The 23373-nt window shown below is 71.4% G+C and carries 24 protein-coding genes; 11 read left to right on the forward strand and 13 right to left on the reverse strand.

The genetic code is table 11. The annotated features are described in order from the left end of the window. Window positions 1–38: 38 nt before the first annotated feature. Together QFZ76_RS21470 and QFZ76_RS21475 are read right to left on the reverse strand one after the other, a co-directional pair. Window positions 39–398, reverse strand: a complete 360-nt coding sequence (locus QFZ76_RS21470; protein ID WP_307675260.1) for a four-helix bundle copper-binding protein — start codon at window positions 396–398, stop codon at window positions 39–41. A gap of 181 nt (window positions 399–579) precedes the next feature. Next, the gene (locus tag QFZ76_RS21475; protein ID WP_307675261.1) at window positions 580–1752 is read right to left on the reverse strand and encodes an acyl-CoA dehydrogenase family protein; all 1173 of its coding nucleotides are present in this window, start codon (window positions 1750–1752) and stop codon (window positions 580–582) included. A 211-nt stretch (window positions 1753–1963) separates the two neighbouring features. Here QFZ76_RS21475 and QFZ76_RS21480 point away from each other — a divergent pair, with 211 nt between their 5' ends. From QFZ76_RS21480 to QFZ76_RS21505, 6 genes are all read left to right on the forward strand, one after another. Continuing rightward, the gene (locus QFZ76_RS21480) at window positions 1964–3307 is read left to right on the forward strand and encodes a UDP-glucose/GDP-mannose dehydrogenase family protein (RefSeq protein WP_307675262.1); all 1344 of its coding nucleotides are present in this window, start codon (window positions 1964–1966) and stop codon (window positions 3305–3307) included. A 421-nt stretch (window positions 3308–3728) separates the two neighbouring features. Continuing rightward, window positions 3729–4367: a hypothetical protein gene (locus QFZ76_RS21485; RefSeq protein WP_307675263.1), complete on the forward strand. Its 639-nt coding sequence runs from the start codon at window positions 3729–3731 to the stop codon at window positions 4365–4367. Continuing rightward, window positions 4364–5746: a copper resistance CopC/CopD family protein gene (locus tag QFZ76_RS21490; RefSeq protein WP_307675264.1), complete on the forward strand. Its 1383-nt coding sequence runs from the start codon at window positions 4364–4366 to the stop codon at window positions 5744–5746. Before QFZ76_RS21485 ends, QFZ76_RS21490 begins: the two co-directional genes overlap by 4 nt. Window positions 5747–5773: 27 nt before the next feature. Next, entirely contained in the window at window positions 5774–6766 is a 993-nt protein-coding gene (locus QFZ76_RS21495) for a cupredoxin family copper-binding protein (protein ID WP_307675265.1), read from the forward strand. A gap of 116 nt (window positions 6767–6882) precedes the next feature. Beyond that, window positions 6883–7416, forward strand: coding sequence for a hypothetical protein (locus tag QFZ76_RS21500; RefSeq protein ID WP_307675266.1), 534 nt, complete (start codon window positions 6883–6885; stop codon window positions 7414–7416). 14 nt (window positions 7417–7430) lie between these two features. Beyond that, a complete protein-coding gene (locus tag QFZ76_RS21505; protein ID WP_307675267.1) occupies window positions 7431–8207 on the forward strand; it encodes a cupredoxin family copper-binding protein in 777 nt (258 codons plus the stop codon). Between the two features lie 31 nt (window positions 8208–8238). Here the strand turns inward: QFZ76_RS21505 and QFZ76_RS21510 are convergent, their stop codons facing one another. Beyond that, entirely contained in the window at window positions 8239–8730 is a 492-nt protein-coding gene (locus QFZ76_RS21510) for a CGNR zinc finger domain-containing protein (protein WP_307675268.1), read from the reverse strand. Between the two features lie 105 nt (window positions 8731–8835). Between QFZ76_RS21510 and QFZ76_RS21515 the strand changes: the two genes are divergently transcribed. Together QFZ76_RS21515 and QFZ76_RS21520 are read left to right on the forward strand one after the other, a co-directional pair. After that, window positions 8836–9195: a VOC family protein gene (locus QFZ76_RS21515; protein ID WP_307675269.1), complete on the forward strand. Its 360-nt coding sequence runs from the start codon at window positions 8836–8838 to the stop codon at window positions 9193–9195. Window positions 9196–9273: 78 nt separating this feature from the next. Next, entirely contained in the window at window positions 9274–9675 is a 402-nt protein-coding gene (locus QFZ76_RS21520) for a VOC family protein (RefSeq protein WP_373464331.1), read from the forward strand. 20 nt (window positions 9676–9695) lie between these two features. On the opposite strand, the gene QFZ76_RS21525 is transcribed toward QFZ76_RS21520, so the two are convergent. Next, on the reverse strand, window positions 9696–10835 hold the full coding sequence (locus QFZ76_RS21525) for a dipeptidase (protein WP_307675270.1): 1140 nt from the start codon (window positions 10833–10835) through the stop codon (window positions 9696–9698). 157 nt (window positions 10836–10992) lie between these two features. On the opposite strand from QFZ76_RS21525, the gene QFZ76_RS21530 reads away from it, so the two are divergent. Next, complete coding sequence (locus tag QFZ76_RS21530) at window positions 10993–11643, forward strand: response regulator transcription factor (protein ID WP_307675271.1); 651 nt, start codon at window positions 10993–10995, stop codon at window positions 11641–11643. 14 nt (window positions 11644–11657) lie between these two features. On the opposite strand, the gene QFZ76_RS21535 is transcribed toward QFZ76_RS21530, so the two are convergent. From QFZ76_RS21535 to QFZ76_RS21545, 3 genes are read right to left on the reverse strand one after another with little or no spacing between them, the layout of a single operon-like run. After that, window positions 11658–12842 carry a dipeptidase gene (locus tag QFZ76_RS21535; protein WP_307675272.1) on the reverse strand — a complete coding sequence of 395 codons (1185 nt, stop codon included), beginning with the start codon at window positions 12840–12842 and terminating at the stop codon, window positions 11658–11660. Between the two features lie 5 nt (window positions 12843–12847). Further along, a complete protein-coding gene (purE, locus tag QFZ76_RS21540) occupies window positions 12848–13372 on the reverse strand; it encodes a 5-(carboxyamino)imidazole ribonucleotide mutase (protein ID WP_266438562.1) in 525 nt (174 codons plus the stop codon). After that, a complete protein-coding gene (locus QFZ76_RS21545) occupies window positions 13369–14508 on the reverse strand; it encodes a 5-(carboxyamino)imidazole ribonucleotide synthase (protein WP_307675273.1) in 1140 nt (379 codons plus the stop codon). The genes purE and QFZ76_RS21545 overlap by 4 nt, the downstream gene beginning before the upstream one ends. A 153-nt stretch (window positions 14509–14661) precedes the next feature. Between QFZ76_RS21545 and QFZ76_RS21550 the strand changes: the two genes are divergently transcribed. Beyond that, entirely contained in the window at window positions 14662–15210 is a 549-nt protein-coding gene (locus tag QFZ76_RS21550; protein ID WP_307675274.1) for a GtrA family protein, read from the forward strand. Window positions 15211–15217: 7 nt separating this feature from the next. On the opposite strand, the gene QFZ76_RS21555 is transcribed toward QFZ76_RS21550, so the two are convergent. Both QFZ76_RS21555 and QFZ76_RS21560 read right to left on the reverse strand, forming a co-directional pair. Then, the gene (locus tag QFZ76_RS21555) at window positions 15218–16492 is read right to left on the reverse strand and encodes an ATP-binding protein (RefSeq protein ID WP_307675275.1); all 1275 of its coding nucleotides are present in this window, start codon (window positions 16490–16492) and stop codon (window positions 15218–15220) included. A 107-nt stretch (window positions 16493–16599) separates the two neighbouring features. Next, window positions 16600–17277, reverse strand: a complete 678-nt coding sequence (locus QFZ76_RS21560; RefSeq protein WP_307675276.1) for a response regulator transcription factor — start codon at window positions 17275–17277, stop codon at window positions 16600–16602. Between the two features lie 315 nt (window positions 17278–17592). On the opposite strand from QFZ76_RS21560, the gene QFZ76_RS21565 reads away from it, so the two are divergent. Continuing rightward, complete coding sequence (locus QFZ76_RS21565) at window positions 17593–19089, forward strand: oligopeptide:H+ symporter (RefSeq protein ID WP_307675277.1); 1497 nt, start codon at window positions 17593–17595, stop codon at window positions 19087–19089. Between the two features lie 72 nt (window positions 19090–19161). Here QFZ76_RS21565 and QFZ76_RS21570 read toward each other — a convergent pair whose 3' ends face one another. From QFZ76_RS21570 to QFZ76_RS21585, 4 genes are read right to left on the reverse strand one after another with little or no spacing between them, the layout of a single operon-like run. Continuing rightward, the gene (locus tag QFZ76_RS21570) at window positions 19162–20517 is read right to left on the reverse strand and encodes a hypothetical protein (protein ID WP_373464332.1); all 1356 of its coding nucleotides are present in this window, start codon (window positions 20515–20517) and stop codon (window positions 19162–19164) included. Continuing rightward, a complete protein-coding gene (locus QFZ76_RS21575) occupies window positions 20514–21584 on the reverse strand; it encodes a hypothetical protein (RefSeq protein ID WP_307680092.1) in 1071 nt (356 codons plus the stop codon). Before QFZ76_RS21575 ends, QFZ76_RS21570 begins: the two co-directional genes overlap by 4 nt. A gap of 32 nt (window positions 21585–21616) precedes the next feature. Continuing rightward, window positions 21617–22450, reverse strand: coding sequence for a hypothetical protein (locus tag QFZ76_RS21580; protein ID WP_307675279.1), 834 nt, complete (start codon window positions 22448–22450; stop codon window positions 21617–21619). Window positions 22451–22482: 32 nt separating this feature from the next. Continuing rightward, window positions 22483–23184: an LPXTG cell wall anchor domain-containing protein gene (locus QFZ76_RS21585; protein ID WP_307675280.1), complete on the reverse strand. Its 702-nt coding sequence runs from the start codon at window positions 23182–23184 to the stop codon at window positions 22483–22485. Window positions 23185–23373 lie beyond the last annotated feature (189 nt).

A 23373-nucleotide genomic window follows, 5' to 3' on the forward strand; every position in this document is an offset into this window, starting at 1 on the left:
CCCTGCAGGGTGCCCTTGAAGCCTTTCTCAGTCCGGCGTCACATCGTCGCGCCCGCCATCGCGCGGCAGGTCTGGGCACAGCGGCGGCAGGCCTCGGCGCAGGCGGCCATCTGGGGGTCGTCGGGCATCGACATGCAGGCCTCGGCACACGCGTCGCAGGCCTTGGCGCACAGGGCGCACATGTCGGTGGCGAGGGTCGAGCGGCGCATCATCATGTCCGAGCACATGCGGGTCGTCTCGGAGCAGTCGATGAGGGCCCGCATGATCTGCATCTGGGCCTGTCCGCCCTTCTGCATACAGGAGCTCATCGTCTCCTCGCATGCGCTGTGACAGGTCATGCACGCCTCGATGCAGTCCTGCATCTCCTTGCTGAGCTGGGTCGTGGTGGGCTGCTGCATGGTTCCTCCTCCGGTGGCGGGAACCGCGGGGGGCGGAACCCGCCCTTCCGTCCTACGCCTGCTCGGGCGGGTGCGCCACGGGGCGGACCGGAGGAATCCGTGAACGGTACGCCCGTCGCCCTCCGCCTCAAGATCGAGGCGGAGGGCGACGGGGCACAGCCGAGCCGGTGTGGGTCGTGGGTTACGGCAGGTTCCGCGCCATCACGACCCGCTGGACCTGGTTCGTGCCCTCGTAGATCTGCGTGATCTTGGCGTCACGCATCATCCGCTCCACCGGGTAGTCGCGCGTGTAGCCGTACCCGCCCAGCAACTGCACCGCATCCGTGGTGACCTCCATCGCCACGTCCGAGGCGAAGCACTTCGCCGCCGCGCCCTGGAAGGTCAGGTCCCCTTCTCCACCTCCGGCGGCGACGCGCTCGGACTTCGCCGCAGCCTGGTACGTCAGGGCGCGGGCCGCCTCGATCTTCATGGCCATGTCGGCGAGCATGAACTGGATGCCCTGGAAGTCGCCGATGGGCTTGCCGAACTGCTTGCGCTCCTGGACGTAGCCCTTGGCGTAGTCCAGCGCGCCCTGCGCGATGCCCAGCGCCTGGGCCGCGATCGTGATGCGGGTGTGGTCCAGGGTCTTCATCGCGGTGGCGAAGCCGGTGCCCTCCTCGCCGATCATGCGGTCCGCGGGGATGCGGACGTTGTCCAGGTAGACCTCGCGGGTCGGGCTGCCCTTGATGCCGAGCTTCTTCTCCGGGGCGCCGAAGGAGACACCCTCGTCCGACTTCTCGACGACGAAGGCCGAGATGCCCTTGCTGCGCTTCGTGGGGTCGGTGACCGCCATCACCGTGTAGTACTCGGAGACGCCCGCGTTGGTGATCCAGCGCTTCACGCCGTTCAGTACGTAGTGGTCGCCGTCGCGGACGGCCTTGGTCTTCATGCCGGCCGCGTCGGAGCCCGCGTCCGGCTCGGAGAGGGCGTACGAGAACATCGCGTCGCCCTTGGCGAGCGGGGCCATGTACTTCTTCTTCAGGTCCTCGGATCCGGAGAGGATCACGGGGAGGGAGCCGAGCTTGTTCACCGCGGGGATCAGGGAGGAGGACGCACAGACGCGCGCGACCTCCTCGATCACGATCACCGTGGCCAGCGCGTCGGCGCCCGCGCCGCCGTACTCCTCGGGCACGTGGATCGCGTGCAGGTCGCCCGCCACCAGGGCCTCCAGCGCCTCCTGGGGGAAGCGGGACTCCTCGTCCACCACGGCGGCGTACGGCGCGATCTTCGCCTCGGCCAGTGAACGGATCGCGTCGCGGAGCATGTCGTGCTCTTCGGACGGGCGGTACAGGTCGAAGTCAGCCGATCCGGCCAAGGTCTCTCACGCTCCAAAGACGCTGTGATGCTGGCGCTAATTACCGTTAAGTAACCCAAATTTTAAGGGCCCGCCGACGGGAGTGATACGTGAGCTTGGCGACAGCGGGAAAGTCAGCAGAGAAGTTGCCCGCCGAGGGGCCGTCCCATGCCCCGACTATGCTCTTCCCGCGCACCTCACGCACCCCCCTGTCGTCCCCCGGGAGCACCGCATGAGCCTCAAGATCACCGTGATCGGCACCGGCTACCTCGGCGCCACGCACGCCGCCGCCATGGCCGAGCTCGGGTACGAGGTGCTGGGGCTGGACGTCGTACCGGAGAAGATCGAGATGCTCCAGCGGGGCGAGGTCCCGATGTACGAGCCGGGGCTCGAGGACCTGCTGCGCAAGCACGTCGCCGGGATCGAGGGGTCGAGCGGGCGGCTGCGGTTCACCATGGACTTCGCCGAGGTGGCGGCGTTCGGTGACATCCACTTCGTCTGTGTGAACACCCCGCAGCGGCACGGCGAGTACGCCGCCGACATGTCGCACGTGGAATCCGCGATCGCCTCCCTCGCACCGCACCTGGCCGCTCCCGCGCTCGTCGTCGGCAAGTCGACCGTCCCGGTCGGCTCCGCCGACCGGCTGGCCCGCTATCTCGCCGCGAACTCCCCGGCCGGCGAGGACGCCGAGCTGGCCTGGAACCCGGAGTTCCTGCGGGAGGGCTTCGCCGTCCAGGACACACTGCGGCCGGACCGGATCGTGGTGGGCGTGCGCAGCGAGCGGGCGGAGAAGCTGCTGCGCGAGGTGTACGCGACGCCTGTCTCCGCGGGCACGCCCTTCGTGGTCACCGACTTCCCGACCGCCGAGCTGGTGAAGACGGCCGCGAACTCCTTCCTGGCCACCAAGATCTCCTTCATCAACGCGATGGCGGAGGTGTGCGAGGCCGCGGACGGGGATGTGGCCAAGCTGGCCGAGGCCATCGGGTACGACGACCGGATCGGGAAGAAGTTCCTGCGGGCCGGAATCGGCTTCGGGGGCGGCTGTCTGCCCAAGGACATCCGCGCGTTCATGGCCCGGGCGGGAGAGCTGGGTGCCGACCAGGCGCTGACCTTCCTGCGGGAGATCGACTCGATCAACATGCGCCAGCGCGGGCAGATGGTGGAGCTGACCCGGCAGGTGCTGGGCGGCGGTTCCTTCCTCGGCAAGCGGGTCGCCGTGCTCGGCGCCACCTTCAAGCCCGACTCGGACGACGTCCGCGACTCGCCCGCGCTGAACGTCGCCGGGCAGATCCACCTCCAGGGCGGCCAGGTGACGGTGTACGACCCGAAGGGCATGGACAACGCCCGCCGGCTCTTCCCGACCCTCGGGTACGCCGACTCCGCGGTCGAGGCCGTACGGGGCGCCGACGTCGTCCTCCACCTGACCGAGTGGCGCGAGTTCCGCGAGCTGGACCCGGCGGCGCTCGGCGAGGTCGCCACGGACCGGGTGATCCTGGACGGGCGCAACGCCCTCGACCCGGAGCTGTGGCGGCGGGCCGGGTGGCGTTACCGGGCGATGGGGCGGCCGACGGCCTGAAAGGAATTCGGGGCCCAGAAGGCTGGTTCCATGAATTACTGACGGGTTCGACGGAACTCCGGGATTTCTCGCGGATTCGGTGAAGGCCCGGTTGCATTTACGGCGATCCCAAGGGGGCCGTACGCGGAAATCCTCGCGTACGGCCCCCTTGTCGAGCTGCGCCCGAACCAAGTCCCGCACGGCATGCAAGGTGACCGGGACGGGCATATGCCTGCCGTCCCCCAAATCATCAACACGAGTTCGATTCCCTTTCGAGCAGTATTCGGAATCGACCGTTCTCACAAACGGGTACCCCCCGAAAGAGAGGTAGGCAACGGCCGTTTAACAAACGCGTAGTCACGCGGAATCCACGCTCCACTCCACTGGTCGTCATTCGCCACACCTTCCGTCGGCTTTGACCAGACCATGCCAGGAGTGAGACATGCCCATGTTCCGTAGGGCGGAGTGGCCACGGGACCACCGCGACGAAGTGGTGGCGGGCGCGCTCGTCGGCGCGGTGATCATCGTGCTGGGGTACGCCTCGGGAATCGGCGCCCCCTCCGGCACCGCCGAGGCCGCCGCTCCCCCGGTCTCGCCGCCCGCGGCCACCGCTCCGGCGAGCCCCGCCGCGCCGGGAAGCTCCGGCGGCTCCGGCGGCATCGGCGCGCAGGACCCCGGCACGGGTGAGCTGCCGTCGTACGGAGGAATCGGCGGAATCGGCGGCACGGGTGCGGACACCGGCTACGGCACCGGCGGCCAGGGCGACCACAGCGGTCACACCGGCGGCACGGGGGACCCCGGCCACCCCGGTCACGAGACCTCGCCCACCCCTGCCCCCGGCACCACCTCCCCCACCCCCTCGCCGACCGATCCCGACGCCGACACCTGCGAGGACGGCGAGGTCACCCTCGTACAGCCGCTCCTGACCGGACTCGCCGAGCCCGTGTTCGGCCTCCTGAACGGCGGCGACACAGAGGAGACGCCCGAACCGCAGCCCTCCCCCTGTGTCGGGCTCGCCCCCGTCTCCGTCACCGGGCTCCTCGGCATCAGCGCCTCCCCGCTGCCGGAGGCGACGCCGTGACCCGGAACCTCCGCCGCACCCTGCTGCTGCTCGTCCTCACCCCGCTGCTGTACGCCCTCGTCGGCGCGCCCCAGACCGCCTCCGCCCACACCGGGCTGGTCTCGTCCTCCCCCAAGGACGGCGCCGAGCTCGCCAAGGCCCCCGACCGACTCACCCTCACCTTCGACGAGCCCGTCGACCTCGCCGACGTCCGTGTGCTGACGATGGACGGCAACCGGCTCCCGGTGTCCCGCACACCGGGCGGCGGGTCCGACAGCGTGCGGGTCGCCCTCGCGGCCCCGGTGGGCGGTGAACTCGCGGTCGTCTGGTCGGTGATCGACGAGAAGGACGGGCACGCCTCCTCCGGCCGGCTCACCTTCACGACCGGCTCCGGCGGGGCCGCCGCGGCCACCACGACCAGCGGCGACGAGGCCGCGTCCCCCGTTCCCGCACCCTCCCCCTCGGTGCGGAAGGGCCTCGTCGCCGCCCGCTGGGCCGGCTACCTGTCGCTGGCGCTGTTCGTCGGCGGGCTGGCCTTCGTCGCGCTGCTGTGGCCGCGCGGCACGCACGAGCCGCGGGCCCGGGCGCTGCTCGTGCTCGCCTGGACCGGCGGCCTGCTGTCGACGGTCGCCGCCGTCGGCCTCCAGGGCGCGTACTCCCCCACGCTCGACTTCGCTCGCGCGGGGGGACCCCCATCGCTCGGCGGCTTCCGGGACGCGCTGCGTCCGGAGACGTACGCCGACGTGCTGGCCACCGAGCCCGGCGTGGTGCTCGCCGCGCGCGGTCTGCTGTGGGTGCTCGCGGCCGTGGTGCTGGGCGCGCTGATGCAGGGCGGGCCGGGCACCTCCCGCTCCCCGGGCTGGCGGGTGGGCGCCCTGGCGGTGACCTTCGGGCTGCTGCGGACGACCGGTATGGCGGGCCACAACTCCGAGGGCAGCGAGCCCACCTGGGGTGCCGTCGCCGACTTCGTCCATCTGCTCGGTGCCGCGCTGTGGATCGGCGGGCTGGTCATGCTCACGGTGGCCGTGCTGCCGCGCCGACGGGCCGGTGAGCTGGCCGCGGTGGTGCCGGGCTACTCGCGGCTCGCGGCCGTGAGCGTCACGGGCATCGTCGCCGCGGGGCTGGTGCTCGCCTGGCAGGTGGTGGGGTCGTACGACGCCCTGCTGCACAGCTCGTACGGACATCTCCTGCTCCTCAAGACGGCCGTCCTCGGGACCGTCCTCCTCGCCGCGTACGCCAGCCGCCAATGGGTGCGTACGCGCCTTGATCTCGCCGTGCTCCTGCGCGGTGACGCCGCGACCGTGCGGCCTTTCGGTTACTCGGTTGCGGCCGAGACGGGGCTCGTCCTCGTCGTACTCGTCGTGACGAGTCTGCTGGTCACGGCCGACCCCGGCCGCTGAACTCCCCCAATGCACAAAGGAGTTGTAGTGAAAGAGAGCAACAACACCGGTGAACGGCGGCGCAGTTCGCCGACCGGTAACCGGGGCCTGCTGGTCGCCGGGCTCGGTGCGGCGCTGGCCGCCGTACTCAGTCTCGGGCTGCTGAACGCGGCCTCCGGCTCCACGAGCTCCTCGGAGCAGGCCGCGGGCGCGGCTCAGGCGCCCGCTGCCGCCGCCGAGGCGCAGCCGGCTGCGGCCGCCAAGGCCGACTATCAGGTCGACATCATGGGCAACAAGTTCGGCGACGGTAAGCAGCTCGTCGTCGAGGTCGGCCAGACGGTCCAGTGGACCAACCACGACAGCGTGCCGCACACGGTCACGACCACCAAGGCCCCGGTGAAGTTCGACTCCGGGACGCTGGAGCAGGGCGACTCGTGGTCCTACACCTTCACCAAGGCGGGGACGTACGAGTACTACTGCGCGGTGCACCCGGACATGGTGGCGTCGGTGAAGGTCGTCGAGGCCGGCGGCGGAGGCGGCTCCACGCCGACGCCCACCCCCACCCCCACGGCCCCGCCCACGAGCGGCCCCACTCCCACTCCGACGCCCACCACGACTCCGACCACGGGTCCGACCGCCACGCCGACCCCCACGGGCGGCACCGGTGGCGGCTCCGGTGACGACGAGCAGTGCGCCAGCGTCCAGAACGTGCTGATGCCGATCCTCCAGCACCTCTACGCGGCGCACCTGGAGCGGTCGCCGGGTGAGCAGGTGCAGGACGCTCTCGCGCTCGACTCGTACATCAAGATGCACACGGTGTGGATCGAGAGCATCCTCAAGCCGGCCATCGCCGACGGCGGTTCGGTGCTCGACAGCACGCTCAGCGTGCTGCTGAACCACATCAACAAGGCGCATCTGGAGGAGTCGCTCGGACAGCAGATCACCGATCTGCTCGACGTCGACAGCTACGTGAAGATGCACACCGTCTGGGCCGGGCAGCTGCTCGCTCCCACCACGGACTACGTCAGCAACAACTGCTGACGCGATCCGCGACAACGGGGACGCCGCTCCGGCCGGGGCTCAGCCGGCCGGAGCGGCGCCCTCCCCATTCTCCACACCTTCGCCACGCTTCGGGAACCGCTTCCAAGGAGTCCGGGATGACGACCGTCACCCTGCCCACCGTCCCTCCCCCGCCGGACTCACGCACCGGCACCGGCCGGTTGCTGCCCCTGCCCGGCCGGTACTCGGTCGCCCCCGGCCGTTCGCTCGCCGAACTCACCGCCTGGTACGGCCCGTTGCCGACCCGGCGCCGCCGTATCACCCTCGCCGGGGCGTCCCTCACCGTGTCCGACCCCCGGTCCGACACCGACGCGCAGACCCTCCTCGCCGAAGCCGAACACCCCCGCTTCCGCTTCGAGTTCGACGACCCTAGCCTCGAAGCCGCGCTCACCTCCGAGCGCGTGCACGAGTCCCACGGCCGTCTCCAGCTCTCCGGCGACCTCGACCTGAACGGCGTCGCCTTCCCCGTCCTGCTGCGGCTGCGCGTGGTCGAGCGGGCCGACGACCGGCTGCTCGTGGTGGGCGCCGCCCGGCTGCCGTACCGGCTGCTGCGCCGCGCCACCGGGTTCCGGCTGCCGTGGCGCATCCCGGCCACCCGGCTACGGCTGCTCGTCGCGGCGGAGTTCGCGTGAGGGCGGCCCGGCGCATGACCCGGCGGACGGCCCGCAGTGCCGCCGCGTCCGCCGTCCTCGCCCTCCTCGCCCTGCCGCTGCTCCCTGCCCAGCAGGCCTCGGCGGCCTCGTACAGCGTGGCGATGAAGGGGTACGCCTTCTCGCCCGCGAACCTGTCCGTCCCCGTCGGGTCCACGGTCACCTGGACCAACCAGGACACGGCACCGCACGACGTGAAGACCACCTCGGGCCCGGTCTCGATCCACTCCCCCATGCTCGACAAGGGGGAGAGCTGGAGCTTCACGTTCGGCACGGCCGGGTCCTACGGCTACTACTGCACGGTCCATCCGGACATGACGGCCGGGATCACGGTCAAGGCGGCGGCACCGGCGACGACGGCCGCGCCCACGCACGACCACTCGGAGGACTCGGGATCGTCCGGCTCGTCCGACTCGTCGTCCGGCGCCTCCGGGACCTCGGGCTCCTCCGGTACGTCGGGTTCCTCGACCGGGCATGCGGACCATCAGGCGTCCTCGCCCGGCCGCACGCCGGCGAGCAGCAAGGCGCCGACGATGAGCATGCCGGCGTCTCCGTCGGCGTCCGCCGCCCCCGGGGCGGCCGTACCGCAGTCACCGCAGCCGGGGCAGATGGCACAGCCCCAGACCGCCGCCTCGTCGGTCCGTCCGCTCGACCCCCTGCTGGTGCTGGCCGGCATCGTCGCCGGGGTCGCCGTGCTGTGTCTGCTGGTGGTCGGGTCCCGGTCGGCGGCGCACCACAGGACCGAGGAGACGGAGGCGGAGGCGGAGGCGTAGACGTAGGTGTAGGCGTAGACGTAGGTGTAGGTCAGTCCTTCGCCCGGTAGCGGCGCATCTTCACGCGGGCGCCGCACACCTGCATCGAGCACCAGCGGCCGCGTCCGGCCGGGCTGCGGTCGTAGTACGCCCAGTGGCAGTCGACGGCCTCGCAGGCCTTCAGCCGGGTCCAGGTGCCCTCGACGAGGGCCTGGGCGACGGCCGCCGCGACCCGGGAGAGCAGCGGGCCCTCGTCCGCCGGGGCGAGGGCCGCCGAGCCGTCGCCCGCGTCGACCGTCACCACCACGGGCGCCCGCGCGAGCAGCTCGCCCAGCGGGGTCACCGTGCGGTGCGGCGGGTGGCCCGCGTGGGCGAGCAAGGTCGCGCGCAGGGACTCGCGCAGTTCGCGGGCAGCCGGGAGTTCGTCCTCCCTCAACCCGAATTCCGCCCCGCCCAGCGAGTCGACGCCCGACTCGATGTCCAGCGTGTTGACCAGGGACTGGATCAGGGCCAGGCCCCCGGGCGCGGGGGATCTCTCACTCACGCCTGCGACGTTACCGCCAATAGGGATGCATGCGGTAACCGTTACTGGTTACCCTGCTCTACAGGTAACCCCCAAAGGGGTGACTCCGACTTCGAGGAGGAAGTCATGGCTCTCGCCAAGCTGGGTGTCGTCGTCCTGGACTGTCCCGACCCGAACGCCCTCGCCGGCTTCTACGCCGCCGTGCTCGGCGGCACCGTGGAGGGCCAGGGAGAGTGGGTGGACCTGAAGCTGTCCGACGGGCAGGCCCTGGCCTTCCAGGCCGCTCCCGGGTACGTACCGCCGAAGTGGCCCGCGCCCGACCACTCGCAGCAGTTCCATCTGGATCTGGACGTGCCTGACCTGGACGCGGCCGAGAAGGAGGTGCTGGCGCTGGGCGCGAAGCCGCTGGACACGGAGGACCGCACGCGGACCTTCCGGGTTTACGCGGACCCGGCGGGGCACCCGTTCTGTCCCTGCGCCTGCTGATCGCCCCCGTTGACCGTCGTCTGCCGATCGCCCCATCGACCGTCGCCCGCTGACCGCATGTCGAGCCGGGAGGACCCCATGGCACCCGTGACACCCGTGGCCCGCTTCCGTTCCGTCGTGATCGACTGCCCCGACCCGCACGCGCTCGCCGCCTTCTACGCCCAGGTCGGCGGCGGCACGCCGGAGGCCGAGGACGACGACTGGGTCGTCCTGCGGATCCCGGACGGGCCGCGGCTCGCCTTCCAGCGGGCACCCGGCTTCACCCCGCCGGAGTGGCCGCGCGCGGACCGCAACTCCCAGCAGTTCCATGTCGACTTCGACGGCGGGACCACCTGGGAGGAGATCGACATCGCCGAGGAGAAGGTACTGGCGCTGGGGGCGCGGGTGCTGGACCGGGAGGACTACGAGAAGAAGGACTTCCGGGTGTACGCCGACCCGGCGGGCCACCCCTTCTGCCTCTGCCGGATCGACCCGCTGTAGGTCCCTCGGGGCGGGCGCCGTCAGCCGTCCAGGTCGGCGATCTTCGCCGTCGACGGCTCCCGGCGCAGCTGGGCCGCGCGGGCGGTGAAGTCGGCGCTGCGCAGGACGCGCTGGACGTTTCCCCAGGTCAGCAGGGCGATGTCGGCCTCGGGCCAGCCGCGGCGCAGGAGTTCGGCGATGAGGTGCGGGTAGCAGGAGGCGTCGCCGAGCTCCTGCGGGTGGGCGGTGCCGGCGTCGAAGGTGCCGGACACGCCCACGCACTCCGCGCCCGCGACCCGGCGCACGTGGTCGAGGTGGTCGGCGACGTCCCGGACGGTCGGGCCGGTCTGCTCGGCGGTCAGCGGCACCATGCACAGCCCCTTGGCCTCGCCCAGCTCGGCGAGCAGGTCGTCGGGGAGGTTGGCCGGGTGCGGGCGCAGGGCCCGGGCGGCGGAACGGGTGCACAGGGCAGGCGCCTTGGACACCGCGAAGACGCGGCGGACGGTGTCCGCGGAGGCGCCGGAGAGGTCGGCGACGACGCCGAGGCGGTTCATCTCGCGCAGCACCTCCTCGCCGAACCGGGTGAGCCCGGCCTCGCTCGCCCAGGTCGCGCCGGTCAGGGTGAGGGCGCGCAGACCCAGGGCGTGCAGGGAACGCAGGATGCCGAGGGAGTCGCCGAGGGCGGCCGCTCCGGCGGGGCCGAGCAGCACGGAGACGCGGCCGCAGTGGCGTACGTCGGTGATCTGCCCGGCGGTGTAGGCGAGGCGCAGGCCCTCGGGGTAGGCGCGCACGACCGTCTTGACCAGGTCGAGCTGTTCCAGGGTGGCGCCGACGGCCCGGTCGCCGTCGAGGCCCTCGGGCAGGTGCAGCGACCACAGCAGCGCGCCGACATGGCCCTCGCGCAGCCGCGGCACGTCCGTGTCGACGGCGCTCTCGCCGAGCTCCAGGTCGTACCAGGGCAGGTGGCGCAGCGCCCAGGGCAGCCCGTTGTAGCCGTCGGCGACGGGGTGCACGCCGAGGATCGCGTGGGCCCGCTCCAGCGGGGAGGTGCCGGGGTCGGCGACGGGGGCGTACGGCTCCGCCGGGACGGACTCCGGGAGCGGCTCGGGGAGGGACTCCGGCAGGTCGTCGAGCTCGCCGAGCTCTGTGGCGGTGTGCAGGTCGTCCTGGAGGTCTGCCATGGCGGGCTCCGTCCTGATCGCAGTACGGTCACCGTCGCACGGAGCCGGAGGGCCTTCCTGGTGGGCGGGGCGTTCGGGGTATGGGCCCGGGCACCTTTGGCCATGAATCTTCGTCCTTCAGTACGTGAAGGTTCAAAAACCGGTCCGCCTCCTTGTTGTGGACGCCGACCCAGGTGTCCGCCCCCTGATGACAGCGCTCGGCGAACGCGGATTCGAGGTGTACGCGGCCAACCGCGGCCGGTTCGCGATACCCGTCGGCCGCTCCGTACGGCCCGACCTGATCGTCCTGGACATGGCCCTGCCGGACGGCGACGGCGTCGAGACGTACGACGGACTGCGGGCCGCCGGCGTCCACACGCCCGTGCTGTTCCTGTCCGCCCGCGACGACAGCGCGGCCGCGGAGCAGGTGCGAGGCGTGCTGACGGACGCGGACGAGCACGTCACCAAACCGTTCGAGCTCACCGAAGTGATGGCGTGTGTCCAGGAACTGCTCACCCGCGACCGGGCCGACGAGAGCCGGCTGCTGCGCCACGGGGACCTCGCGGTGGACGCGGCGCGCCGCGAGGTCTGGCGGGCCGGGGCCCGGATCGAGCTCTCGACCCGGGAGTTCGCGCTGCTCGGCTACCTGCTGGACAACGCGGGCCAGGTCGTCACGAAGAAGCAGATTCTGGAACGGGTCTGGGGAGCGCCGTTCCGCACCGGGACCGTCGAGACGTACGTCTACTACCTGCGCCGCAAGCTGGGCGACCACGACCAGTCACTGATCCGGACCGTGCGCGGCCTCGGCTACACGATGGCGCGCGGCTGAGCTGCCGCCCGGCATCAGCCGTCGAGCGACTCGATCGTCGCGCAGGACGGCCCCCGCGTGGCCTGGAGGTCCCGCGCCACGTCCTCCGCCGCGCCCAGCACCCGTACCGCGTTCTGCCAGGTCAGCTTGGCCAGGTCGGACGTCGACCAGCCGCGGTCGAGCAGTTCGGCGATGAGGTTCGGATAGCCGGAGACGTCGTTCAGGCCGTCCGGGGTGAAGGCGGTGCCGTCGTAGTCGCCGCCGATGCCCAGGTGGTCGATGCCCGCGACCTCGCGCATGTGGTCCAGGTGGTCGGCCACCGTCGAGACCGTCGCGACCGGACGCGGGGTGCGCTCCTCGAAGGCGCGGTGCACCTTCATCGCCTCGGCGGTGGTGGCGAGGTGGTGGAAGCCGTGGGCGCGCATGTTCTCGTCGGCCGCGGCGGTCCAGTCGACGGCGGCCTGGAGCACGAACTTCGGCACGAACGTCACCATCGCCATGCCGCCGTTGGCCGGCAGCCGCTCCAGGACGTCGTCCGGGATGTTGCGCGGATGGTCGCAGACGGCCCGCGACGAGGAGTGGGAGAAGATCACCGGGGCCGAGCTGGTGTCCAGCGCGTCCCGCATGGTCGTCGCCGCCACGTGCGAGAGGTCGACCAGCATGCCCTCCCGGTTCATCTCCCGCACGACCTCGCGGCCGAAGGCCGACAGCCCGCCGACGCCCGGTTCGTCGGTCGCGGAGTCCGCCCACGCCACGTTGTCGTTGTGGGTGAGGGTCAGGTACCGGACGCCGAGGGCGTACAACCCCCGCAGCGTGCCCAGGGAGTTGGCGATGGAATGGCCGCCCTCCGCCCCCATCAGCGAGGCGATACGGCCTTCCGCGCGCGCCGCCTCCATGTCCGCGGCCGTCAGAGCCTGCCGCAGATCCTGCGGGTGACGGGCGAGCAACTGCCGTACGCAGTCGATCTGTTCCAGCGTCGCCGGGACCGCGTCGGGCAGGTCCGAGCGGACGTACACCGACCAGTACTGCGCGCCGACCCCGCCCTCGCGCAGGCGGGGGATGTCGGTGTGCAGGTGGGCGTTCTGGTGGCCGGCGAGGTCGCGGGCGTCGAGGTCGTAGCGAACCTGTTCGCGCAGCGCCCAGGGCAGGTCGTTGTGCCCGTCGACGACGGGGAACTCCCGCAGCAGCTCCCGGGCTTCCGCCAGCGAGGGGGAGGTCATGGCCGTCACTTCCCGAAGCCGAAGCCGTTGCCCGATCCGTCGACCTTGGTGCGCAGTCGCTTGCCCTTCTCGGTGGCCTGGTCGTTCAGTTCCTGCTGGAAGTCCCGCATCCGGCCAAGGAGTTCCTCGTCGGAGGTGGCCAGGATCCGGGCCGCCAGCAGGCCCGCGTTGCGGGCGCCGGCGACCGAGACCGTCGCGACCGGGACCCCGGCCGGCATCTGCACGATCGACAGCAGCGAGTCCATGCCGTCGAGGTACTTCAGCGGCACCGGCACGCCGATCACCGGCAGCGGGGTGACCGAGGCGAGCATGCCCGGGAGGTGGGCGGCGCCGCCGGCCCCCGCGATGATCACCTTCAGTCCGCGCTCGGCGGCCTGCTCGCCGTACGCCACCATCTCGCGCGGCATGCGGTGCGCGGAGACGACGTCGACCTCGTAGTCGATCTCGAACTCGTCGAGGGCCTGGGCGGCGGCCTCCATGACGGGCCAGTCGGAGTCCGAACCCATGACGATGCCTACTACCGGGCTCATTCGGTGATCGTGCCTCTCAGATAGCCGGCAGCGTGACGGGCGCGCTCCAGCACGTCGTCGAGGTCGTCGCCGTAGGTGTTGACGTGGCCGACCTTGCGGCCGGGCTTCACGTCCTTGCCGTACATGTGGATCTTCAGCCCGGGGTCGCGGGCCATGCAGTGCAGGTACGCGGAGTACATGTCCGGGTAGTCGCCGCCGAGGACGTTGACCATGACCGTCCACCTGGCGCGCGGGCGCGGGTCGCCGAGCGGGAGATCGAGGACGGCCCGGACGTGGTTGGCGAACTGGGACGTGATCGCGCCGTCCATCGACCAGTGGCCGGAGTTGTGGGGGCGCATGGCGAGCTCGTTGACGAGGATGCGACCGTCGCGGGTCTGGAACAGCTCGACGGCGAGGTGGCCGACGACGTCCAGTTCCTTGGCGATCCGCAGCGCCATCTCCTCGGCGCGCAGGGCCAGTGCCTGGTCGAGGTCGGGAGCGGGCGCGATGACGGTGTCGCAGACGCCGTTCACCTGCTGGGACTCGACGACCGGGTAGGCGACGGCCTGGCCGTGCGGCGACCGCACGACGTTCGCGGCCAGCTCCCGTACGAAGTCGACCTTCTCCTCGGCGAGCACGGCAACGCCCGCGCGGAACGGCTCCTCGGCCTCCGCCGCGTTGTCGACGACCCACACGCCCTTGCCGTCGTAGCCGCCGCGGACGGTCTTGAGGACGACGGGGAAGCCGTCGCCCTCCGCCGCGAAGGCGGCCACGTCCGCGGGGTCGCTCACGATCCGGTGCCGTGGACACGGCACCCCGATCGCGTCGAGCTTCGCGCGCATCACACCCTTGTCCTGGGCGTGCACGAGCGCGTCGGGGCCCGGGCGGACGGGGATGCCGTCCGCCTCCAGGGCTCTGAGGTGCTCGGTGGGGACGTGCTCGTGATCGAAGGTGATCACGTCACAGCCCCGCGCGAACGCGCGCAGCGTCTTGAGGTCGCGATAGTCGCCGATGACGACATCGCTCACGACCTGCGCCGCGGAATCCTGGGGAGTGTCACTGAGGAGCTTGAAACGGATGCCGAGCGGGATGCCTGCCTCGTGTGTCATACGAGCGAGCTGACCCCCGCCGACCATGCCGACTACCGGGAACGTCACGTCCCTAGGGTATCGGGCACGCCACAGTGGCTGATTTCACCGTCCCCCGGCCGTTCCTTTGCCTGGCTGTGAGTCCATGCACGGGCGATCACGAACGGGGGGTGGTTAGCATGGCTGGGTTGACGAATCCGACGGACGGGGGCCTGGACGGCCATGGAAAGTGGTTCCTCGGCGTCTCGTACGGCGCCCCCGGCACCCCGCAGCGCGGCGCGGCAGCGCGTCGACCGGCTGTTGCGCGAGGCCGCCAAGTTCGGTGCGGTGGGCGGGGCGGGAGTCCTGGTCAATCTCCTCGTGTTCAACCTGGTCCGGCACACCACCGACCTCCAGGTCGTGCGGGCCAGTGTCATCGCGACGGTCGTGGCGATCGTCTTCAACTACATAGGGTTCCGCTACTTCACCTACCGCGACCGCGACAAGACCGGCCGCACCAAGGAACTCACCCTCTTCCTACTGTTCAGCCTGGTCGGGCTGGTCATCGAGAACGGCCTGCTCTACGCGGCGACCTACGGCTTCGGCTGGGACAGCTCCCTGCAGAGCAACATCTTCAAGTTCGTCGGCATCGGCATAGCCACGCTCTTCCGCTTCTGGTCGTACCGCACGTGGGTGTTCCGCACGCTTCCGGCCAAGGAAACGGTGGCCGACGCGGAGTCGATCCTGGCCACGGCGGCGAAGAAGCCGCGCCCGCAGCAGCGCGTGCCTTAGAAGGGGTTCAACGGACCGTAGGCTCCTCGCCCTCCGCCGACGCCTTCTTCACCGGCGTACGCGACAGGAACAGAGCGAACACCGGCGGCTGGGTCTGGAGCATCTCCAGGCGGCCGCCGTCGGCCTCCGCGAGGTCCCGGGCGACCGCCAGGCCGATGCCCGTGGAGTTGCGGCCGCTGATCGCGCGCTCGAAGATGCGGGCGCCCAGGTCGGCGGGGACGCCCGGTCCCTCGTCGGTGACCTCGATGACGGCCTGGTTGCCGGTGACACGGGTACGCAGCGCGACGGTGCCGCCGCCGTGCATGAGGGAGTTCTCGATCAGCGCGGCCAGCACCTGCGCGACCGCCCCCGGCGTACCGACCGCCGTCAGTTGACGCTTGCCGGAGCTCACGATCGCCCGGCCCACGCCGCGGTAGGCGGGGCGCCACTCGGCGAGCTGCTGCTGGATGACCTCGTCGAGGTCGAAGGTGACGGCGGAGCCGGTGCGCGGGTCGCGGGAGTTCGTCAGCAGCCGCTCCACCACGTCCGTGAGGCGTTCCACCTGGGTGAGCGCGACATTGGCCTCCTCCTTCACCGTGTCCGGATCGTCGGTGAGGGTGATCTCCTCCAGGCGCATGGACAGCGCGGTCAGCGGTGTCCGCAGCTGGTGGGAGGCGTCGGCGGCGAGCCGGCGTTCGGCCGTCAGCATGCGGGCGATGCGCTCGGCGGAGGAGTCCAGGACGTCGGCGACCCGGTCCAGCTCGGGGACGCCGTACCGCTTGTGCCGGGGCCGTGGGTCGCCCGAGCCGAGGCGTTCGGCGGTCTCGGCGAGGTCGGTGAGCGGGGAGGAGAGCCTGTTGGCCTGCCGGATCGCGAGCAGTACCGCGGCGATCACCGCGAGCAGCGCCACCAGCCCGATGATCAGCAGCGTACGGCCGACCTCGCGGGTCACCGAGGAGCGCGGCTCCTGGACGACGACGGTCTCGCCCCGCTCGCCCTGGGCCTCGCCGCGGATGACGTCACCGGTCGGCTTGGTGCCGACCTCGATGGGTGCCTCTCCCGGGATCCGGATCACGGCGAAGCGGTCCCTGGCGACCTGGTCCTTCAGGACCTCCGCGTCGACGGTGCCGGTCCCGAGGAGCCGGCTGTCCACGATGCTGGCCACCCGGGCCGCCTCCAGGTCCACCCGTTCCTGGGCGCTGCTGCTGATGGTGCGGGTCTCGACGATGACGAGGGACACCCCGAAGACGGCGATGACCACGAGCACCACGGCGAGGGTGGACTGGATCAGACGGCGACGCATGTTCTCTTACCTGTTCGACGTCTGCCGGTGCTGCCGGGGCTGCCGGGGCTGCCGGGGCTGCCGGGGCTGCCGGGGCTGCCTGGCGGCCCTGCCGGGCCGGTGCGGGTTCAACTCTTCTCGAAGCGGAAGCCGACGCCGCGCACGGTCGCGATGTACCGAGGGTTCGCCGCGTCGTCGCCGAGCTTCTTGCGCAGCCAGGAGATGTGCATGTCGAGCGTCTTGGTGGACGACCACCAGGTCGTGTCCCACACCTCGCGCATCAGCTGGTCCCGGGTGACGACCCGCCCGGCGTCCCGCACCAGCACCCGCAGCAGGTCGAACTCCTTGGCGGTGAGCTGCAGTTCCTCCTCGCCCATCCATGCCCGGTGCGACTCGACGTCGATCCGCACGCCGTGCGTGGCCGGCGGCTGCGACGGCTCCGCCGCGCCGCGCCGCAGCAGCGCCCGCACCCGGGCGAGCAGTTCGGCGAGCCGGAAGGGCTTGGTGACGTAGTCGTCGGCGCCCGCGTCGAGACCGACGACGGTGTCCACCTCGTCCGCGCGCGCGGTCAGGATGAGGATCGGGACGGCGAGGCCTTCGGCGCGCAGCCGGCGCGCCACCTCCAGGCCGTCCATACCGGGCAGCCCGAGGTCGAGCACGACGAGGTCGATGCCGCCCTGGGTGCCGGCGTCGAGCGCGGTGGGGCCGTCCTCGCGCACCTCTACCTCGTAGCCTTCCCGGCGCAGGGCGCGGGCCAGCGGCTCCGAGATGGACGCGTCGTCCTCGGCGAGCAGTACACGGGTCATGAGGTGATGGTAGTCCGCCCGTGACCAGTGCTGGGGTGTGATCGGCGGTGAGTGATTCTTACCTTTGGGCGTACTGGCACGAACCTGTGTGTGTGGGATGCGAACCGCGTAAGGACCTTCGAAAGGGTGTGTACGGTTCCTCTGCCGCCTGTGATTCGGGTCTCAAGTCCTTCCATTTCATGCGGTGTCCTGCCGTATGGTGAATGAGCGCCTGTAGCACCGCGGGGACCTTTGGCGAGGATTTGACGCTGAAGGTCTCTTTTGTGTGTGCCCCCCACCCCACTCCGGGCGCGTCCCGAGCAGCAAGGAACGACCATGGCGTCCAGCCTGACGAAGGACTCGGTGACTCCGGGCACCCCCGGTTCCGAGACCGCCTTCTTCGGCCACCCCCGCGGACTGGCCACTCTCTTCATGACCGAGATGTGGGAGCGCTTCTCCTACTACGGCATGAGGGCCCTCCTCCCGCTGTACCTCGTCGCCCCGGGCGGCCTGCACCTCAGCGCGGCGACGGCGACCGCGATCTACTCCGTGTACGTGTCGCTGGTGTACCTGCTCGCCATGCCGGGCGGCTGGTTCGGCGACCGCGTCTGGGGTCCGCGCAAGACCGTCGCCGTCGCCGGCGCGGTCATCATGCTCGGCCACCTCACGCTGGCCCTGCCGTCCTCCGGGACGTTCTACGCCGGCCTCGGTCTGGTCGCGATCGGCTCGGGTCTGCTGAAGGCCAACATCTCGACGATGGTCGGCCACCTGTACTCCGGCCCGGACGACCCGCGCCGCGACGGCGGCTTCACCGTCTTCTACATGGGCATCAACCTCGGCGCCTTCGCGGCGCCGCTGATCATCGGCACCATCGGCGAGAACGTCAACTGGCACTTCGGCTTCGCGCTCGCCGCGCTCGGCATGGCGCTGGGCCTCGCCCAGTTCCTGATCGGCAGCCGCCACCTCGCGGAGCGCTCCAGCGTCGTCCCGACGCCGCTGTCCGCCGAGGAGAAGTCCTCGACGCTGCGCAAGGCCGCGGTCTGGGCCGGCATCGCCGTCGTCTTCTACGCGATCGTCGGCTTCACCGGCCACTACACGCTGAACTGGATCCTGGTCCCGCTGACCCTGCTCGGCGTGATCATCCCGGTGATGGTCCTGACCCGCATCAAGCGCGACAAGGACCTGGACCGCACCGAGCAGAAGTCGATGTCCGCGTACATCTGGTTCTTCGTGGCCGCGGCCGTGTTCTGGATGATCTACGACCAGGGCGGCTCGACCCTGTCGATCTTCGCCGACTCCTCCGCCGAGAACTCCGTCCTCGGCTGGGACTTCCCGGTCTCCTGGTACCAGTCGGTCAACCCGGTGCTGATCATGGCGCTGGCCCCCGTCTTCGCCTGGTTCTGGCTCGCGCTGAACCGGCGCGGCAAGGAGCCCAGCACGATCGTGAAGTTCTCCTCCGGCCTGGTGCTGGTCGGCGCGTCCTTCTTCCTCTTCCTGGCCCCGCTGTCGATCGCCGAGGGCGGTCACAAGGCGGCCGCGCTGTGGCTGGTGGCGATCTACTTCGTGCAGACCGTGGGCGAGCTCCTGCTCTCCCCGGTGGGCCTGTCGGTCACGACGAAGATGGCCCCCGCCAAGTACGCCTCCCAGATGATGGGCGTCTGGTTCCTCGCCGTCACCGCGGGCGACGCCACGACGGGCCTGCTCTCCATCGCCGGCGTCGACCTCAACAAGACCGGCGTCGTGGCCCTGGAGGCCACCCTCGCCGTGGTCGCCGGCGTCGCGGTCTGGATGTACCGGGGCAAGGTCAAGGAGCTGATGGGCAGCGTCCGCTGAGACCTGCCGCACGGGAAGGGCACCTCGCGCTGGGGTGCCCTTCCCGTGCGGCCTGGCAGGGGCGCGCGACCGCTACCGCAAGCGCCGCCTCCCCGGCAGGAACGTGAACACCGCGCCGCCCAGCAGGACCGCCGTACCGGCGACCAGGGCCAGGGCCTTGAGGGCGCCGTCGTCCTCGGCGCCGGTCTCGGCGAGGCCGCCGCTCGTCGACGAGCCGCCCGCGCTGCCGGATGCCGCCGAACCGCCCGCCGCGCCGCTCGCCTGCTCGGTGGTGTCCAGGGTGAGGGAGACCTCCGACTTCGTGGGGGTGCAGGTCGTGGTCGTGCCGAGGGCGTTGATCGTGAGGACGCCCGGGGAGAGGGTGGACTCGCCGGTGGTGCCCGGTTTGTAGGTGCCCGTCAGGTCCGGGATCTCCATCGGGTCACCGGACTTGATGTCCTCGGCGTTCGTGGGGCCTTCCACGTGCACCGTGCCCTGGTCGGCGCCGCCCACGGCCACCTCCATCGACGGCTTGACGGAGTCCTTGGGGATGTCGGCCGGGCTGTCCATCACCGAGCCCTTGAACTGGACGGTGAGGTCATAACTCCCGCCATTCTTCTTGGCGTTGATCTGCACCGGCGAGGTCGCGTCCTTGTCCCCGATGGGCGTCTTGCAGGCGTACGGCACCTTGACCTCCTTGCCGGTGAAGTCGGTCCGGCCGTCACCCCCACCGCCGCCGGACCCGGATCCGCCCGTGTCCGTGCCCTGGCTTTCGGTGGCGGACGCGCTGGGTGTGGCCGTCGGGGTCGCGGTCGCGCTGTCCGTCGGGTCAGGGGACTCCGTCGGCGTCGAGGTTCCGTCCCCCGCCGTCACGTTGATGGTCGCCGCCGGCTGCACGGCCCCCGTGGGCGCGCACTTGGTGTCCGTCGACATGACGTTGATGTCGTACGCGTCCGGCGTCAGTGTCACCTCCCCCGGCGCCGTCAGCTTCAGCGTGCCCTTCATGTCGGACAGCACCATGTCGCCGCCCTTGGGGATGGCGGGGTTCTCACGCGGCCCCTGCATCGCGACGTCGGCGGTCTGCGCACCGGCCGCCTTGAGGGTGCCGGACGGCTGGACGGAGTTCGCGGGCAGGTCGATCAGGTCGGGGTTCTTCGAGGCGGCCTGCACGAACTTCCACCCCACCTCGACCTCGTCGCCGACCTTCGCCGTGGCCGGCGCGCTGACCTCGACCTTGGTGGTGCCGTCGACCGGGGGCAGCCCGGCGGCCGCGGGCGGCACACACCGGGTCGCGTACGCCACCTCGGCGGCCTGGGCGGGCACGGCGGCGACGCCGAGCACCAGGGCGACGCCCGCCGCCCCCGCCCCCACTCTTCGTAGGCCACGTACACCACATACGCCGGGTACGCCGGGTACGCCGGCCGGTGTGGCTCTCCTTCGCATGCTCACGGGGGTCCCTTCCTGGTGGGAGTCGCAGGACTCGTCGGGTTGTCGTCGTGCGGTGCGGAGAGCCGACCGGCCGTCCCCGGATCCGCGTCCGGGGTGAACCACGGCAGGGTCGAAGCGGAGGGGGGCGGCTGGGCCGAGGCGGACTTCAGCCCCGGCAGCCCCGGCAACCCCGGGAGCCGCAGGGCGAGTTCGGGCATCCGCAGCCCGCGCCGGCCGCCGCGCAGGCCGCCCGCGCGCCGCGGCCGTACGTGGTCCACCACCGCCATCCCGGCGCGGAACAGCGCGGCCGGCACGACCAGGCAGACCAGGACCCAGAACAGGGTCACGCCCCAGGGCCGCCCCACGCCCCAGGGCTGCTCGGCGAGAACCTTCCCGCCGTACTTCAGCGACACCGTGTAGTCGCCGTGGGCGCCGCCCGTGAGCTCGACGGGCAGCTCGATCCGCGCCTTGCGGCCGGGCTGGATCGTGCCGCGCCACTGCTGTTCCTGCCACTGCGGGGCGAACACGCCGTGGGAGGTGCCGACTTGGAAGACGGGGTTCTTGACGGCGGACGTACCGACGTTGCCGACGGTGAAGACCAGGGTGCGCGCGGGCGGCGCCCCGAACCAGGTCAGCAGCCCGCTCGACCCGTCCAGCCGGGTGTCGGTGAGCACCGAGAGACGACCGCCCGACGGCTCGGCGGGCAGCGGTTCGACCGCGTGCCCGGCGACCTGGAAGATCGCGTCGGCCTCCGCCTTCGCCCCCTGCACCGTCGCCACGTGCACCACGCACGGACACGGCACCGGCGGCTCGGCGACCGGCAGTTTCCGGCTGAAGCGTCCCTCGGCGTCGGTGGTCACGGCCCGACCGTCCGCGTTGGCACAGGAGTTGGTGCCGCCGACCACGCCCCGCGACGGCACGGACTGCCCGCAGATCAGGATCATCAGCAGTGCCCGCGCCCGCCAGCCGTCCCCGGTGACGGTGATCGAACCCCCGGTCCCCGCCTGCGACTTGGACAGCTTCACACTCGGCTGCTCGGCGGCCGCGCCCACGCCCGCCGAGGACAGCACGAGCAGCGCGAGCACCATGACCAGCACCGGAATCCGCCGTACCTTGCCGCTCACGTCATCGCTCCCGTCAACTCGACGTCCGTACGCGGAGATTCGGCCACCTCACGGCCGCTACGGCGCCCAGGCCGTCGTACGACGAAGAAGGCGCCCATCAACGCCGCCGCCACCGCACCCCCGCCCCCCGCCGCCGCGCCCCACGGCACGAACCGCGCCGAGACCTCCCCCGTGTCCCGCGCCCCCTCCCCCGCCGTCACCGTCAGCCGTACGTCGACCGCGTCCAGGGCCGGCCGGTCGGGCCACGGTTCGCTGAGGCGGAGACGCCGGCCCGGGGGCAGTTCGACGGGCAGGGTGCGCGGGGCGCGGTCGAGGACCGGGCCGAACAGGCCGTCCGCGCGCACGGCGAGCTTCGGCACGAGGACCGTCGTACCGCGGTTGACCAGGTCGTACGTGATCCGGTCGGCGCGTACGGCGACATGCTCGACGGTCAGCGCGGCGAGCTCCGGGACGGCCGCGCGCAGCTGGAGTCCCACGCGCCGGGTGCCGCCGTCCGCGTCCCGCGCGACGATCTCGGCCCTGCGGTCACCGGCCGGGACGGTCATCGTGAAGGGGACCTCCGCGCGGGTGCGGGCGGGGACGCGTACGGCGGTCTGTGCGAAGGCGACCGGGACGCCGGTGCCGTGCAGCCGTACGGTGATCGCCCCGGCGCCGCGGTTCGTCACGGCCACCGTGTCCTGGAGAACGCTCCCGGGGGCACCTTCGCCGTAGAAGGACGGGCGTCCGCCGCCGGAGGGCGCGAGGGACCACCCGTCGGCGGCGACCGCCGTGGGGACGGAGCTCAGCAGGACCAGCAGCGACAGACACAGGACACGGGTGGCGGACGACATCGGCGGCTCCAGCAGTCATGCGCATCAATCCGTCAGCGGCGTGCCGCCTGGTTCCTCCGGGTCAGCCACAGCGCGCCCGCCGCGCCGACGAGCAGCACGGTGCCGCCGAGGGTGCCGAGGGCGATCGCGGAGTCCTCGGGGCCGGTCTGCGGGAGGTCGGCGCCGGAGTCGGAGCCCGAGCCGGAGCCCGAGCCGCTCTGGGGGACGCCACCGCCCGCCGCCGTGACGTCCAGGCTCAGCGACGCCGCAGGACTGTTCGTCGGCGTACACGTCGTCGTCGTGCCCAGCGCCTTGATGGTGAGCACACCCGCGGTGAAGGTGACCTTGCCGGTCTTCTTCGGTGTGTACGTGCCCGACAGGTCGTTGATCTTGATGGGGGTGTTGGCGGGGATCGCGGCCTGGTTGGCAGGGCCGGTCACCGTGAGGGTCCCGCTGTCGGCACCGCCGAGCTTGATGGTGGCGCTCGGGTTCATCGCGCCCTTGCCCAGTTCGACGGGGCTGGACGAGACGCCCTTCTGCCACGACATGGTCACCTTGTAGGCGCTGCCGCTCTTGACGGCCTCGATGTCGATGGGCGAGACGGCACTCTTGTCGCCGATCGGCGTCTTGCACTGGTAGTTGACGTCGACGACCTCGGCATGGGCTGCGGGGGCGGCCATCAGCACCGCCGAGCCGGCCAGGGCCGCGGCGGACGCGAGCGCGGCGGTTCGTTTCTGGTACGTCCGGTTCGACACTGTCCCCTCATTCCCGAAGGCGTTCCTGAACGCGTTCCCGAACGCGTTCCTGACGGCACATCAGATCGGCCGTCAAGGTACGCCCGGGGTCGTGGAGAGGGAAGACAAAGTGCGCGTCGGATCTGTGGGGATCCGACGCGCGTAACGTGACGTGCGACGTGAGGTACCGCGTGACGTGCGACGTGATGC

Origin of the sequence: Streptomyces sp. V4I2 (assembly GCF_030817655.1) — a bacterium.
Lineage (GTDB): Bacteria > Actinomycetota > Actinomycetes > Streptomycetales > Streptomycetaceae > Streptomyces > Streptomyces plumbiresistens.

Coding starts and splice junctions, on each gene's coding strand:
- QFZ76_RS21565 (WP_307675277.1), top strand. CDS start 17,593: ATGGCGTCCAGCCTGACGAAGGACTCGGTGACTCCGGGCACCCCCGGT.
- QFZ76_RS21525 (WP_307675270.1), bottom strand. CDS start 10,835: ATGGCAGACCTCCAGGACGACCTGCACACCGCCACAGAGCTCGGCGAG.
- QFZ76_RS21560 (WP_307675276.1), bottom strand. CDS start 17,277: ATGACCCGTGTACTGCTCGCCGAGGACGACGCGTCCATCTCGGAGCCG.
- QFZ76_RS21485 (WP_307675263.1), top strand. CDS start 3,729: ATGCCCATGTTCCGTAGGGCGGAGTGGCCACGGGACCACCGCGACGAA.
- QFZ76_RS21550 (WP_307675274.1), top strand. CDS start 14,662: ATGGAAAGTGGTTCCTCGGCGTCTCGTACGGCGCCCCCGGCACCCCGC.
- QFZ76_RS21520 (WP_373464331.1), top strand. CDS start 9,274: ATGGCACCCGTGACACCCGTGGCCCGCTTCCGTTCCGTCGTGATCGAC.
- QFZ76_RS21515 (WP_307675269.1), top strand. CDS start 8,836: ATGGCTCTCGCCAAGCTGGGTGTCGTCGTCCTGGACTGTCCCGACCCG.
- QFZ76_RS21580 (WP_307675279.1), bottom strand. CDS start 22,450: ATGTCGTCCGCCACCCGTGTCCTGTGTCTGTCGCTGCTGGTCCTGCTG.
- QFZ76_RS21500 (WP_307675266.1), top strand. CDS start 6,883: ATGACGACCGTCACCCTGCCCACCGTCCCTCCCCCGCCGGACTCACGC.
- QFZ76_RS21470 (WP_307675260.1), bottom strand. CDS start 398: ATGCAGCAGCCCACCACGACCCAGCTCAGCAAGGAGATGCAGGACTGC.
- QFZ76_RS21535 (WP_307675272.1), bottom strand. CDS start 12,842: ATGACCTCCCCCTCGCTGGCGGAAGCCCGGGAGCTGCTGCGGGAGTTC.
- purE (WP_266438562.1), bottom strand. CDS start 13,372: ATGAGCCCGGTAGTAGGCATCGTCATGGGTTCGGACTCCGACTGGCCC.
- QFZ76_RS21555 (WP_307675275.1), bottom strand. CDS start 16,492: ATGCGTCGCCGTCTGATCCAGTCCACCCTCGCCGTGGTGCTCGTGGTC.
- QFZ76_RS21505 (WP_307675267.1), top strand. CDS start 7,431: ATGACCCGGCGGACGGCCCGCAGTGCCGCCGCGTCCGCCGTCCTCGCC.
- QFZ76_RS21480 (WP_307675262.1), top strand. CDS start 1,964: ATGAGCCTCAAGATCACCGTGATCGGCACCGGCTACCTCGGCGCCACG.
- QFZ76_RS21575 (WP_307680092.1), bottom strand. CDS start 21,584: ATGGTGCTCGCGCTGCTCGTGCTGTCCTCGGCGGGCGTGGGCGCGGCC.